Genomic DNA, 14141 nt, shown 5'->3' on the forward strand with positions numbered 1-14141 from the left:
ATGAGGGATCAAGTTGTATTGGTTGATTGCCCAAGAGACGCTGTTCAAGGGCTTCATAACCTTATTGAGACGGATAAGAAAATTAAACATATCAATACGTTAATCGAAAGTGGGCTGTTTGATGTTATTGATTTTGGATCTTTCGTTTCGCCGAAAGCAGTTCCGCAGTTGGCGGATACAAAAGCAGTACTGGAAGGAATCAGAACGAATGAAAAAGTGAAGTTATTGGCGATTGTCGCCAATCTTCGGGGCGCGCAGGAGGCAGCTCTAGAGGAAAAAATCCACTTTTTAGGGTATCCATTTTCAATATCGGAAACATTTCAACTTCGAAATACCAATATGGGCTTGGCGGCTTCTTATCAGCAGGTAAAAGAAATGAAAGCTTTGGCCGACTCGCAGCATAAATCTCTGGTTGTTTATATTAGCATGGCTTTTGGAAACCCATACAGTGACCCTTGGTCCCCGCTTTTGGTAGAAGAGTGGATTGGAAAATTATGCGATCTTGGCATTCGGGAATTTTCTTTGGCAGACACAACTTCAGAAGCCGATGCAAATCAGATCTCAGAATTATTTAGTTTTGTTAAAACTCGTTTTCCAACACTGGAAGTAGGCGCACATTTTCATGCAAGGCGAGAGGAGAGTCTTGCAAAGATTGAAGCAGCTTATCTGGCGGGTTGCCGTAAATTTGAAGGCGCATTGCTCGGTTATGGCGGTTGTCCATTTGCAAAAGATGATTTGGTCGGTAATATACCTTCAGAGCTGTTGTTGCATTATTTTGGACGAGGAACTGATGCTGAAATAATCGGATTGGAGCATAGCTTCAGACAAATGATTTTGTAGATGGAAAAACTGAATTTTATTAAAGTGCACGTTGAGGGGCATGTGTTCAACTTGACCTTAGCCCGTTCGGATAAAAGAAATGCTTTTAGTCCGACAATGGTGAGCGAAATAGCCTATGCATTGAATCTGGCGAATAGCAATCCTGATGTTCGTTTAGTACAAATAGAGGCTGAAGGTCCGGTGTTCTGTGCTGGTATGGATCTTAAAGCTTTTGAGGACCCTACATTAGATATTGGAAATTCGGCAATTCCCAAGGTTGAAAAGTCACTGGCAGAAATATTTGCCTGTTTAGATAAGCCTTCAATCTGTGTTGTTAGGGGAGATGTTATTGCAGGTGGTTTTTTGATAGCATTATCCTGTACGTATTTATTTGCTCTCCCACATGTACGTTTTTCTTTGCCTGAAGTGAAAATTGGGCTCTTTCCATTTCAGGTGTTGGCGTTGCTTACAGAATATATGCCTGAAAGAAAAGCCATGGATCTCTGTATCAGTGGTCGGTCTTTTTCTGCGGAGGAGGCTTTGAAAAGGGAAATCGTTTATGGCATCCTGGATGCTGAAGAAACAGTATTGATTGAATTGAAAAGGACGATCCTGGAAAATGCTCCCTTGGCCATATCACGGGGTTTTGTAGCACTGCGAAAATTAAAAGAGCAAGATTATGATGATAAGTATAACTTTCTATTGGAGAGCTTGGCGGATTTGCGTAAAACCAATGATTTCAAAGAAGGAATGGATGCAATGCGAAATAAGAGAAAAGCCAACTGGCAAAATAGCTAATTAAAATGATCGAAAACTAGGTCTGCTTGTCAGCGGTGAGAATTCCCAGGGAATGGAGCTAAGGACGATCAGGAGAGCTAGTCCAAACCAGATTAATAATATTTTAAAACGTCGATCGTTTGTATCGGCGTTTTTGCTTTTAAGGGCACCTATTGTTAAGCAGATTGCGGCAATAATCATCATGCTACTGTGCTCCATGCCAAAGAAGCGAATTTGCCTGAGGTGAACTGCTTCGTTAAAATGTTGCAGAAAGTACTGTGTGATGGGACTCAGTACACAGAGGCTAAAACCCAAAAATAGCTGAATATAAAAAGAAATAACCGTAATTTTTACAAGAAATTGATCGGTAGGGGAGAATGGAAGTTCCTTTTTTCTTTTGTAAAAAAAGTTCGCGAGACTAATCGTTAGCACAATCAATACCTCCCATCTCCATAAAGAATGCATCGCTAGAATGAAAGGATAAATGTAATTCATCATACAGACAAAGATGATAATAAAATAGATTTAAAGCTATTTTAAGCAATATCATCACATAAAATAAACGACGGTTTTTCATCAGTTGACTAATCTGTTGTTCAAGGTATGTCATATTTATGTGTATTTCTTGTTTATATAAGTTTTTTATTGTTTTGATTATTAGTTTTTTTTGTGTTTTGTTTAACTCTTGGTTAATACTGCTATTGCGTGTAATTTGGTATTCATCGGTCAGGTGGAGAATAACGATTAACTAGTCCAAACACACAGTTCAAATGATTGCAAGAACAAAGGTATTTCCTATTGAGTAATCAATACTACTCTTGTATGTTTTGGTTTTGGCTGTTTTTAGCCTCTCTGAGGTGCTGTTTGTTTTTCTCAAGGGGTTTGTGTAGTTTTAATTTATTTAGGCTTAGAATGGGGTTATTTTAGTTTTGGCGGATAGTTGTAATTTGTTCAGTTTTTTAACACGGATAACGCATCTCGTTAAAGTTGCCTTTTGTTTATTATGAATTTCATAATGTATTTAAATAACTATTTGTTTGTCATTGCATTATGTTTATTACATAAATTGAGTGTTTATGTTGTCCTATGCCCGATTGGCGCTATTAAAATAAAGTAATGCCTGAGCGTAAGCAAAGCCCTGCCTGTATTTTTTTTAAAATATTTTTGGAATTATATAAAATTCGTTTCTATATTAGTGTATTAATTAAATAATACAGTAGTATGGTTACTATCCAAAATCTAAATTTCAGCTATAGTAAATCAAGGCCACTCTTTCTTCATATGGATCTTGAATTGAAGCAGGGGCATATCTATGGCTTGTTGGGGAAGAATGGTGCTGGTAAATCAACTTTGCTTAAGAATATTGCCGGTTTGGTATATCCTGTTTCGGGGCGAGTTGATGTGCTGGGGCATAACCCTAATCGAAGGGAACCTTCCTTGTTAAGAGAGATTAGTTTTATTCCGGAAGAGTTTTATCTCCCTGCCGTAAAATCGGAACAGTTTCTGAAGGCTAATGCAGGGTTCTACCCCAACTTCGATCAGGTATATTTCGATCAGCTTATTCGTGAGTTCGATATTCCTATTGAGCAAAAATTAGCAAACATGAGTTATGGACAGAAAAAGAAATATATTATTTCTTTCGGTTTAGCGTCTAACACGAAAGTGATCATCATGGATGAGCCAACGAATGGTTTGGATATTCCTTCTAAGGTTCAGTTTCGAAAGATCATGGCTTCTGCCATTACTGACGATCGATGTGTAATTATCTCCACACATCAGGTGCGTGATCTGGATAATCTTATTGATGCTGTTATTCTGCTTGATGATCATAAGGTTGCACTCAATGCTCCGATGCATGTGATTACTGATCGTTTATGCTTTAAAAAAGTAAGAGAATTGCCTTTGGATACACTCTATTCCGAAGAAGGAGTAGGCGGTTTTAATGTTATTCTCCCAAACTCGGCGGTAGAAGATTCGAAACTGGATTTGGAGTTGTTATTTAATGCTGTGTTACAGTGCAAGGAAAAAATTACGGACCTTATTAAACTTGATGAATATGTCAAATCTATTTAATGCTACGCGTTTTTTTGGACTGATTCGAAGACAATGGATTGGTTTTGGACGAATTTATCTGATGTCAATAGGGATTATTGCCGGGGTAATTTTTGGTTTTTATGCGGTTAATTTGGGGTCAAATTATGATGACATCAAAAAGAATACTGTTTATTCGTTGCTAAATTTCAGAGCACCGTTGTTTTGTATCTTGGGACTCTTTTTTGTAACGGTTATCTCGAGCAGTTATTTTGCTGATTTAGGGAAAAAGACCCGGGCGATTTTTGAGCTGATGATTCCGGCGTCACAATTGGAAAAGTTTCTGGTCAGCTTATTCTATACGGTTGTCGTGAGTATTGGTTCATACTTATTGGTCTTTTATTTGATCGATCTGGCATTTGTTTCTTATTTGAGGAGCGTTGGTTCTGTGGTTGTAAATGAAGTACAGCCATCAGGGGAGACGGTCAGTGTGGATCTATGGCAGTACTTTTTCAAGGTTCAATACCCTGAACCGGCTTATTATTTTTGTTTTATACCAATTCTTCTGAATGCAATTTTCTTACTTGGTGGGATCGTCTACCAAAACTATCAATATGTAAAGACGGCTATTTTTCTTGTGCTTTACTGTGTTGTTTGGATGTGTCTTTTTGTTTACTTAATGAAGACTCAGACCCAGGATACCGTAGGTACAATGGATAATAACTATTGGTCTGATTCAAATCATATTTTTGCATTGATCGGCGCTGTAGGAGTGTTACTTACCATAATGATTTGGGCGGTTGCTTTTTTAAGGTTAAAAGAAAAGGAGATTTAATATGGAGTTCAATGCAAATAAAGCCATTTACCTTCAGATTGCTGAGTATGTATGTGATCATATTTTGCTAGCGACCTGGAAAGTGGATGAAAAACTCCCCTCAGTAAGGGAATTGGCAGTTCAGATGGAGGTTAACCCCAATACTGTTATGCGGACCTACGATATGTTGCAGCAGAAAGAAATTATAGCCAATAAGCGCGGGATCGGTTTTTTTCTGACACAAGAATCGGTGAAGAATGTGAAGTTATATAGAAAGGCAATTTTTCTAGAAGAAGATCTTCCCTTGTTTTTTCGTAATATTTATTTATTGGAAATCGGTCTGGATGAGTTAGAGCAACGTTATAGACGGTTTGTAAGTCAGAATTTTAATCAAAATGAGTCATGAAATTAAGTACAAAAATAATAATGGGATTAGCAATAGGCTTATTCGCGGTTCCGATGCTTGTCGCGTCCTACCTTGTTCGTATAAATCGAGTGGATGCGAAAAAATATAATGCTGATGTTGAGCAGGAGGTATCTAAGCCAGGGGCGAAGGATGTTTATTACCGGTCGTTCCCCTTGGCAGCTTTCGATAAGCTTTATATTGTAGGTGCCAATGCAAGCGGTGTAGGGTTGTACTGGGTGAAAAGCGATAAGTTTATGGTTAAAGTTAATAAAAGTCAAGCCGACTTTGTGAAAGCGAATGTTGATCAATCTGGCAATCTTACCTTAGATCTTTTATCAGGAGGAGAGGGGTTTTATAAGTCAATCTATATTTTTTCACCTGATCTTAAGGTTTTAAAATTAAAAAATGCGGGTATTAACGAGTTGTCGGCCAAGTTGAACGAGTTGACTGTTGTAGGTGATAGCGTTGAGGTATTTTCCCTTGCGGAGAAATCCGTTATAAATACGTTGAACCTGAACCTGACAAATTCCACTATTGATGATCTTGGCGGGACGGACAGTAAGGGGAATTCTCTTGTTGGTCGTTTATTTGTTAACACGACGAATAGTGTTTTGGGACTTCCGCGTACGAATTATCAAAGTGCAGATATTGTGGCAAACAATTCAGAAGTTTATTTCAATAGGAAAGGACCTGAAGCCAAAGTTGGTCTTCTGAATATTAAAACTGAAGGGAAATCATCTGTCCGTTTAGATAGTTTGCAATGGGGAACATTGAACGGGAATCTATCCAATGATACTAAAATAGATTTGCCTGTCCATGCATTGCGATCATTGATTAAGTAAGGTTTAATTGGTGGATGTTGCGGTCGATCGTTAATAGTAGAGATCGGTATTTTCTGAAAAGGTCAAAATTCCGCTATGGAATTTTGACCTTTTCTTTAAAGGGATGATGTGGATTTTCGGTGTTCGATACTGCAGTCCAAAAAATACGTCTCGAATTCGAAATAATTCTTTTTGTTCTTTTTCTTTAACATCTGCAAGAGGAGTTCTACCGATTTTTCTGCCATAAGCTGTGTTGGTTGGGTGATTGTTGTTAGAGATGGATTGAGACTGTTGGCAAAGGGGGTGTTGCTAAAGCCAATTAAGTTCATGTCATCAGGAATTTTCACCTTCAATTTATTTAATATGTGCAAAACTTTTAACGACAGGGTGTCTGTCGTTGAGAGGAGTGCATTTGGAGCGGAGGGCTTATTTAATAACGTGTTTATTTTGCTTTCCAGTTCGTCATCGATATTGTCCTTGGGGCTAGAATAGGATATTTCTATAATATTTTCTTCTTTGAAGGGTACGCCGGCGTTGAAGAGTGCATCTTTATATCCTTTTATACGGCTTACATTTCCGCCGATATCTTTACATAGTAAAAGAATGATATTTTCTCTTCTGTTTTTGATCATTTCTTCTGTTGCCTGGTAGATGACCTTGTTGTTTTGGATTCCGATTTTGAATGTATCGAGCTGATGGTTTATTCGGTCGAAAATAATAACAGGACAAACCTGCTCCATCATATAAAACAAAAGCGATAAGCTTGAATCATTTTTCACAGGGGAAATGATCACTCCTTCGATATTGCTTTGTATGCAAAGTTCCAGCGCTTCTTTTTCTTTTTTCTCGTCGTTAAAAGTCTGCAATAGGATCAGTTTGTAATTCGTCTGCGATAGAATATGCGAGATCTCTTCGTAGAAATCAAAGAAAAAAGAGCTTGAGATAAATGGAACAATGATTGCTAATGTGTTTGAACGCCCCGTTTTTAAGCTTTTTGCGGAGAAATTTGGTATATAATTGATTTTCTGTGTAAAATCTAAGATTAGCTTTTTTGTTTCTGCACTTATTTCATGGCTATCGTTTAGTGCTTTGGAAATGGTTCCTGGAGATAGGTTTAACTGTTGGCCAATCTCTTTTAACGTAAATCTCTTCATGTGCTCGATCCTCTTTCATTGATTACAAATGTTCTAGCGTCAATACGATGGTAAGATAGCGCTAGAATTATTCTTGAATTATCGGTTACTATTTTTAATGTATTGAGCCCGTAAATTCTTGAAATTATAAAGATAAGATAAAAAACATGTTTTCAAATGGAGATCAAGAAAAGCGTTGTTAATGAGAATTGATGAGATGTTGTTGGTATTCGGGCGAAAGGTGTCGAAAAGTTTGTTAAAAGAGGAGGCTGTTATTTGGTGCCACCGAAAAGTTTACTGATGATCCAAAGGACAAGGGCGACTATAACAACTACGATGAGGATGCCTGTCCAAACACCAGCCTTGAATATCCCTTCTATTACGGAGCAGCTTGTAATAAGGAAAAAAGAGGATGACATTATTATGTATGTTAATTGCCTTTTCATCATTAAAATTTTTGTCTGTATAAATAGAGACAACTGATAATGAAAATAGTTTTGTGAGAACAGTCCAATATTAGATTATCGGTAAACTATAGGCTGAATGGGGTTGCGTATTGGTTTTGTTGTAGCTTTTCGGTTTTACCGGTAATTTTTGCAGGACAAAAAGAAGTTCCCGTGAGTGTTAAATAAGAAAAGCTAATCTTGCGATTAGCTTTTCTTTAGTGATCCCGCTGGGATTGGCTCAGCCCCTCATTTCCCAAGCACAGCCCTGAGCCTCCATTGGATCGAACCCGGCCGACCCTTCTTTCGAATCCTAATATCGTTAAAACAAGAAAAGCTAATCTTGCGATTAGCTTTTCTTTAGTGATCCCGCTGGGATTCGAACCCAGGACCCATACATTAAAAGTGTATTGCTCTACCAGCTGAGCTACGGAATCCTTTCTGTTTTTGAAAGTGATGCAAAGGTAGAATTTCTTTTGATATATGCCAAATTATTGCGTGCAAATTTTGATGAAAAGACCTTAACTGCTTAATAAATAAACGGATTATTTTTTATCGCGCTTTTTTTGCATGGATTATTCGGTCTGCTCCATTGATGTCTTTTATAAGTTTGACCTGTTCAAATCCTTTTTTGACCATAAGTTCTTTCATTTCTGCACCGAGATATTGATTGATTTCAAAATATAGATCTCCATTTGGGGCTAAATGTTTCAGTGCAAAGGATGAAATAACATCATAAAAAATCAGTGGAGCACTTTCTTCAATGAATAATGCGAGCTCAGGTTCATAAGCCAATACGTTTTGGTTCATATGCTGCTTTTCTCCCGGGGTTATATAGGGCGGATTGGATACAATGATATTATAGTGTTGGTCGGAGAAAATGTATTCCCACTCAAATATATCCGCATTGATAAATTGAACCTGAGTTTTTAAATTATTAGCATTTTCCTGTGCTGTTTTTATCGCCTCTTTTGAGATGTCTATCGTGGTTACCAGGGCATTATTGAGATGCTTTGATAAGGTGATAGGGATGCAGCCAGAGCCAGTTCCGATATCTATAATTTTTAGGTTTTGAGAAGATTTATGGTTTTTGATGATCAGATCGACAAGTTCTTCAGTTTCCTGGCGTGGAATGAGGACAGATTCATTGACCTGGAAAACTTCACCATAAAAATCTGCCCTATTGAGTATGTACTGTATAGGTCTGTGCTTTTTTAGATCCTGAAGGATGCTAAGTACTTCAGCCTTATCCGCCTCGTTGACGATAGCTGTTTTTCTCAATTGATAATTGGTCCTATTTAACCCAAACTTTTCGGCAACAACCACTAAGAATATAGCTTTTATTTCATCCTCATCATATAACTCCTGAAGCTCATGTTGAAATAATAATTCGAAATCTTGAAGTATTTTCATGTGTCAAATGTACGATTTTCATAGATTTGTATCTATGGATATGCACAGGCAATATATGCATCGTTGTTTGGAACTGGCCCAAATGGGTGCGGGTTCAGTGAGTCCCAATCCAATGGTTGGGGCTGTCATTGTTTTGGACGGTAAAATTATCGGTGAAGGGTATACTTCTCCGTATGGTGGGCCGCATGCTGAGGTCAATGCTGTACAACAGGTTATGCAAAAGTATGGGGAAAAGGCAAAGCGGCTTATCGCAGAAAGTACTTTTTATGTCAGCCTTGAACCTTGCGCGCATTATGGAAAGACACCCCCCTGTGCAAATATGATTGCGGAGCTGAAACCGTTGAAAGTTTTTATAGCCTGTTTGGATCCTTTCGCAAAGGTCAATGGCAAAGGAGTAGAAATACTACGGGAAGCAGGTATTGAGGTCGAAATTGGTTTACTGGAAAAAGAGGCCATATGGCTCAACCGTCGGTTTTTTACACGTATCGGTCAATTTCGTCCCTATGTTATTTTAAAATGGGCACAAACCAAGGATGGTTTTATAGGACAAGAGGGTAAGCAGGTTTGGATAAGTAATGCCGCAAGCCAACAGTTGGTTCACCGTTGGAGAGCGGAGGAAGATGCTATTTTGGTTGGTACAAATACTGCAGTCGTAGATAATCCCAGTCTAACCGTAAGAGAATGGCAGGGTAAAAACCCATTGCGTATTCTTTTAGATAGAGATCTTGCTATCCCGCTAGATGCTAATATTCTCAATGAGCAAGCTGATACAATAGTGTTCAATGCTAAAAAGACAGAATGGACAGCAAATGTGAAGTATATTGAGCTTGAAAATTATGGGTTGTATCTGCCGCAGAATATTCTTTATCAACTTTATTTAATGGATGTTCAGTCAATAATCATAGAAGGAGGGCGTGCTACTCTGCAAATGTTTATAGATGCGGATCTCTGGGATGAGGCAAGGGTATTTGAGTCTGAAACAACATTATTGAAGGGGATTGAGGCTCCTCAATTTAAAGGACAATTGCTAGAAAGCAAATTGGTTTCCAATGATCTTTTAAAGATCTATAAGAAACAGTAATTATTAAATTGTATATTTAAGGAATTATAAGCCATAGCCGGTTGATTTAATTCTAAAATTACAATTATGTTAGTTACAGAAAACTTAATGCAGTTTATCTGGAAACTTCGGCTATTCCGTGCAAATGGGTTGAATTCTACTGATGGAGAACCCTTGGTCGTTGTTCATGTGGGGCAATATAATACAGATTCCGGCCCCGATTTTCTCATGTCACATATTAGGTGTAAAGATAATGATTGGTTTGGTCATGTCGAGATGCATATCCAATCTTCGGATTGGGATCGACATTGTCATCAAGAAGATGTCGTTTATAATAACGTTATCTTACATGTGGTGTGGAAAAATGATAAAGTTATCTACCGAAATGATGGGACATCGATACCGACATTGGTGCTTTCGGAATATGTGGAACAGCATCTCTTGGAGCGGTATTCAGTGATGATGAATACTAAAAGTTCGATACCTTGTGAATTTCAGCTTAGTTCTGTCGATCTTTTTAAAAAATCCATATGGCTGAGTAGTTTAGCTATTGAACGCCTAGAAATGAAGTTTCAACAAATGTCGGTGATCTTAAAACAATGTAATACGGATTGGGAAAAAACTTTATGGGTATGGATCTGCAGATGTATGGGATTAAAAGTTAATGCAGATACATTTCAGGAGCTTGGGGAAAAATTACCTTGGAACATTTTACAAAAATATCGTTCCAACCTATTTAAAATAGAGGCTCTTTTCTTTGGGATCAGCAGGCTGTTAATTCAGGGACAAGAAAGCGAGTATATGAAGCGGCTAGCTGGTGAATTTGAGTATCAAAAACGTATTCATGGTATAGAGGCTATTTATGGGGTTTGGAAAAGGATGAGAATGAGACCTTATAATTTTCCTGAACGGCGAATCACGCAATTAGCTCTTTTGTTTAGTAAGAACGAGTTGGGCGTTGCTAAGATTTTGGCTGTGGATGATTTGGAGGCTGCTCGAAAATTATTTAAGATAGAGTCGCCGGGTGATTATTTTGGGGGATATTTTTCTTTTGGTACAAAAACGAAGGTAAAAACATCGGTTCGGCTGGGTAAAGAAACTATTGACACGCTTGTTATTAACGTGATTATCGTATTTCTTTTTTCATACGGTAAATATTTTAGTATTCAGTCATATATTGATAAAGCGCTAGATCTTTTAGAGCAGCTTCCTGCAGAAAAAAATGTTGTTGTGAGACAATTTACTCAATATGATTGGCCTGTTCAAAGCGCATTGCAAAGTCAAGGGATTTTGCAATTAAAGAGATTTTACTGTGATAGGAAGCGCTGCCTTCATTGCAGTATAGGATCAGAAATTTTAAAAAGAAATTAATTCTTTAAAATCTCTGCAATCTCCTTATGGCCTTTTTCATATGCCATATCCATTGGAGCTAATCCTGAAATATTGATGACTCTGGTGTCGGCTCCATTTTCGAGTAAGGCAACAATAAAGTCGATATTACCAAATTGAGCCGCGAAATGAAGTGGAGTTTCACCAGTAGCTTGAATGGCATTGACATTTGCATTAGCATCGATAAGCAACTTGCCGATCTCTTCATTGTTGTTTGCCGCAGCAATATGTAGCGCAGTGGTGAGTTGTTCATTTTTGGTTACGACATTGGGATTGACTTTTTTGGATAGCAAAAGACGGACAATGTCTGCTTTGTTGAAATATGTTGCTAAGGTCAATGGCGTAAAACCCTGTGATGACCATTCGTTGACAACAGATGGAGCTTGCAAAATAATAGCCTCCAGGTATGAGGTTAACCCGGCCGCACAGGCCTCATGGATAGTCATGGATTTGGTGTGTTGTAAAAGTGTCCGAATGATCTGGGGTTTGTTGTAATAGCAAGCCAATAGGAGGGGAGAAATTCCATGACTCGTTGTTTCTTGTAAAAGTTCGGGATTTCCAATCAATAATAAGTCGATATCATGGCTTCTGCCTTCTTCAATATATTGTTCTAAAACGGAAAGGTTCATGTCTTAACAAATTGTCTAACGTTGTCACTAAAATAGACTTTATTGATGAGAATAAATGTTTGATTTGCGAAAATATTTGTATTTAATTTTGCTTGGGATTGAACTGAAATTTAGAAGAAGGGTGTTTTTACGGGGTGAATTGGATCTTAAAATCCGGGAAAAAGTTATTTTTGGGGCATTTTATATACACAAATGTGTAGTAATGCGCATAATGTTTTTGTAAATTAAAAAGTAGATGTACTTTTGTTAAGCCCCTCCCAAGGGCATGTTTTTCATAGGTAGATGTAGGGTCGGGTGTTTCTCACTACGACCCTTTTTTTATAGCTTTGTTTTTATTATTTTAAAAGAGATGTCTAAGAGAAAAATTGTTATTGCCATTACTGGAGCTAGCGGCTCAATCTATGCTAAAGTTTTACTTAAAAAACTATTGGTATTAAAAACACAAATCGCAGAAGTTGGGATTGTAATGTCGAATAATGCGAAGGATGTATGGCGTGCGGAGTTAGGCGATGAGAGTTATCAGGATGTACCGTTCAAATTTTATGATAAGGGTGATTTCTTTGCTCCTTTTGCATCAGGATCGGCTCGCTATGATACGATGATTGTCTGTCCGTGTTCAATGGGGACATTATCAAGGATCGCCCACGGAATTTCTTCTGATCTGACAACTCGCGCGGCAGATGTAATGCTAAAAGAACGACGAAGATTGATTTTGGTTACCCGTGAGACACCGCTAAGTATTATACATATTCAAAACATGAAATTGGTGACAGAGGCCGGAGGTATCATTTGCCCTGCATCACCTTCATTCTATAGTTTGCCAAAGACTTTGGAGGATGTTGCAGAAACTGTGGTTGATCGGATTTTGAGTCTTGCAGGGTTTGAATTTAAACATTATCAGTGGGGAGAAAATGCCTAGTTATTCCTCGTTGAAATCTATTTTTAATGTTCTTTAATAAATTTGTATTTTGTAACTTTGTTTCTCGAAATGAAGCAATCACAGGCATCACGCGAAAAAGTTATTTGCAGCTATATAATTTATAGTGATAAAGCCACCGTTTGTCTGTTAACACTGCGCACGCTATATGCTTCGATAAATAAGTTGTATCCTTTTAATTTCAATCACATTCATATATGAAAAGCTTATTGATTACTTCTGTTAAAGTAATTTTACCTGGTAATGAATTTCATCAGCAGCAAGTTGATGTATTTATCGAAAAGGGAAAGATTGCGCAGATTGGGAAATCTGTCAAAGTAGCTGATAAAAACATAGAGACCATCGATGGCGCAGGAAAAATTTTAGCGCCAGGTTTTTTTGACTTACATGCCAATTTTGGAGAACCTGGATTAGAAACCAAGGAAGACATTGTAAGTGGAACCGCAGCAGCAGCAGCGGGAGGATTTACTGGAGTTGCTGTAATGCCAAATACCGAACCGGCGATTCAAAGCCGTTCTGAAGTTGCACTTATTGTCAATACAGCGAAAGGGAATCTTGTTGATGTACATCCAATTGGAGCTATCAGTAAAAAGCGAGAAGGAAAGGAACTAGCCGAGCTATTTGATATGAAGCAAACGGGTGCTGTCGCTTTCAGTGATGGAAATAGGAGTGTACAGCAGGCAGGATTAATGAGCAGAGCGTTGTTATATGCGAAGGGATTCGATGGGTTGATTTTTTCACATGCTGAAGATGAATCTATGGCAGGTGGAAACAAAATGAATGAAGGTGCGATGAGTACTTATTTGGGGATGAAGGGTATTCCCAATCTTGCCGAATCGTTAATGGTTTCTCGTGATCTGTATTTGGCGGAATATACCGGAGCTCCAATTCATTTTGCATCCATTAGCACACCAGAAGCCGTTGACCTGATAAAAAAAGCTAAAGCAAAAGGTCTTCCAGTGACATGTGATGTTGCTGCACATCAATTGGTCTTTACTGACGAAGATATTGTCGGTTTTGATAGTAATTATAAGGTGAGTCCGCCGTTACGCACAAAGGCAGATCTTAAGGTATTACTCAAAGGAATTAAGGACGGTACTATTGACGCTGTTGTTTCGCAACATACACCGCATGAAATAGAATTTAAGAATGTAGAATTTCATATTGCAAAAAATGGAATTATTGGACTACAGACCGTATTGCCACTCATGGTTCGTGCTGGATTAAACGAAGAACAAATTGTCAATAGTCTTTCAGTTAGACCCCGACAGATTCTAGGACTTGACGTTCCTCTTATTGAAGAAGGGGCAGTAGCCAATCTTGTCGTATTTGACTCAGCGAAGACTTGGAGCTTCGATGAGAAAACCAATAAATCCAAATCAAAAAATTCTCCATTGTTCGGACAGATCTTAAAAGGCGCTGTCGAATTGGTCATCAATAATAGTCAAATCATTAAAAACGATTAAAAA

General features: G+C 38.0%; 14 protein-coding genes and 1 tRNA gene. 10 read left to right on the forward strand and 5 right to left on the reverse strand.

Going from position 1 to position 14141, the window contains the following annotated elements; genetic code table 11:
* Together B4N43_RS20795 and B4N43_RS20800 are read left to right on the forward strand one after the other, a co-directional pair.
* On the forward strand, nt 1–840 hold the full coding sequence (locus B4N43_RS20795) for a hydroxymethylglutaryl-CoA lyase (RefSeq protein ID WP_286736068.1): 840 nt from the start codon (nt 1–3) through the stop codon (nt 838–840).
* Complete coding sequence (locus B4N43_RS20800) at nt 841–1617, forward strand: enoyl-CoA hydratase/isomerase family protein (protein WP_088162209.1); 777 nt, start codon at nt 841–843, stop codon at nt 1615–1617.
* Here B4N43_RS20800 and B4N43_RS20805 read toward each other — a convergent pair whose 3' ends face one another.
* Nucleotides 1618–2094: a hypothetical protein gene (locus tag B4N43_RS20805; protein ID WP_286736069.1), complete on the reverse strand. Its 477-nt coding sequence runs from the start codon at nt 2092–2094 to the stop codon at nt 1618–1620. It lies immediately after the preceding gene.
* Nucleotides 2095–2817: 723 nt separating this feature from the next.
* Here B4N43_RS20805 and B4N43_RS20810 point away from each other — a divergent pair.
* From B4N43_RS20810 to B4N43_RS20825, 4 genes are read left to right on the forward strand one after another with little or no spacing between them, the layout of a single operon-like run.
* The gene (locus B4N43_RS20810) at nt 2818–3669 is read left to right on the forward strand and encodes an ATP-binding cassette domain-containing protein (protein ID WP_075993364.1); all 852 of its coding nucleotides are present in this window, start codon (nt 2818–2820) and stop codon (nt 3667–3669) included.
* Complete coding sequence (locus B4N43_RS20815) at nt 3653–4462, forward strand: hypothetical protein (protein WP_157626142.1); 810 nt, start codon at nt 3653–3655, stop codon at nt 4460–4462. The genes B4N43_RS20810 and B4N43_RS20815 overlap by 17 nt, the downstream gene beginning before the upstream one ends.
* A gap of 1 nt (nt 4463) precedes the next feature.
* The gene (locus tag B4N43_RS20820; RefSeq protein WP_070567719.1) at nt 4464–4847 is read left to right on the forward strand and encodes a GntR family transcriptional regulator; all 384 of its coding nucleotides are present in this window, start codon (nt 4464–4466) and stop codon (nt 4845–4847) included.
* On the forward strand, nt 4844–5689 hold the full coding sequence (locus B4N43_RS20825; RefSeq protein ID WP_070567717.1) for a hypothetical protein: 846 nt from the start codon (nt 4844–4846) through the stop codon (nt 5687–5689). Before B4N43_RS20820 ends, B4N43_RS20825 begins: the two co-directional genes overlap by 4 nt.
* Before the next feature lie 95 nt (nt 5690–5784).
* Here the strand turns inward: B4N43_RS20825 and B4N43_RS20830 are convergent, their stop codons facing one another.
* The 3 genes from B4N43_RS20830 to prmC all read right to left on the reverse strand — a co-directional run bounded on the left by B4N43_RS20830 (nt 5785) and on the right by prmC (nt 8657).
* A complete protein-coding gene (locus B4N43_RS20830; protein WP_120332639.1) occupies nt 5785–6822 on the reverse strand; it encodes a LacI family DNA-binding transcriptional regulator in 1038 nt (345 codons plus the stop codon).
* Between the two features lie 786 nt (nt 6823–7608).
* A tRNA-Lys gene (locus B4N43_RS20835) sits at nt 7609–7681 on the reverse strand.
* A 115-nt stretch (nt 7682–7796) separates the two neighbouring features.
* Nucleotides 7797–8657: a peptide chain release factor N(5)-glutamine methyltransferase gene (gene prmC / locus B4N43_RS20840; protein WP_286736070.1), complete on the reverse strand. Its 861-nt coding sequence runs from the start codon at nt 8655–8657 to the stop codon at nt 7797–7799.
* A 34-nt stretch (nt 8658–8691) separates the two neighbouring features.
* On the opposite strand from prmC, the gene ribD reads away from it, so the two are divergent.
* The gene (gene ribD / locus B4N43_RS20845) at nt 8692–9738 is read left to right on the forward strand and encodes a bifunctional diaminohydroxyphosphoribosylaminopyrimidine deaminase/5-amino-6-(5-phosphoribosylamino)uracil reductase RibD (protein ID WP_286736071.1); all 1047 of its coding nucleotides are present in this window, start codon (nt 8692–8694) and stop codon (nt 9736–9738) included.
* A gap of 66 nt (nt 9739–9804) precedes the next feature.
* Entirely contained in the window at nt 9805–11088 is a 1284-nt protein-coding gene (locus B4N43_RS20850; RefSeq protein ID WP_286736072.1) for a DUF2851 family protein, read from the forward strand.
* Here B4N43_RS20850 and B4N43_RS20855 read toward each other — a convergent pair.
* Entirely contained in the window at nt 11085–11735 is a 651-nt protein-coding gene (locus B4N43_RS20855; RefSeq protein WP_075993358.1) for an ankyrin repeat domain-containing protein, read from the reverse strand. The genes B4N43_RS20850 and B4N43_RS20855 overlap by 4 nt on opposite strands.
* 349 nt (nt 11736–12084) lie before the next feature.
* Between B4N43_RS20855 and B4N43_RS20860 the strand changes: the two genes are divergently transcribed.
* Both B4N43_RS20860 and B4N43_RS20865 read left to right on the forward strand, forming a co-directional pair.
* The gene (locus B4N43_RS20860) at nt 12085–12654 is read left to right on the forward strand and encodes a UbiX family flavin prenyltransferase (RefSeq protein WP_075993357.1); all 570 of its coding nucleotides are present in this window, start codon (nt 12085–12087) and stop codon (nt 12652–12654) included.
* Between the two features lie 215 nt (nt 12655–12869).
* Nucleotides 12870–14138 carry a dihydroorotase gene (locus B4N43_RS20865; RefSeq protein ID WP_088162198.1) on the forward strand — a complete coding sequence of 423 codons (1269 nt, stop codon included), beginning with the start codon at nt 12870–12872 and terminating at the stop codon, nt 14136–14138.
* The last annotated feature ends 3 nt before the right edge of the window (nt 14139–14141 follow it).

The sequence above is a fragment of the Sphingobacterium sp. UBA1897 genome (assembly GCF_002337775.1).
Classification (GTDB): Bacteria; Bacteroidota; Bacteroidia; order Sphingobacteriales; family Sphingobacteriaceae; genus Sphingobacterium; species Sphingobacterium siyangense.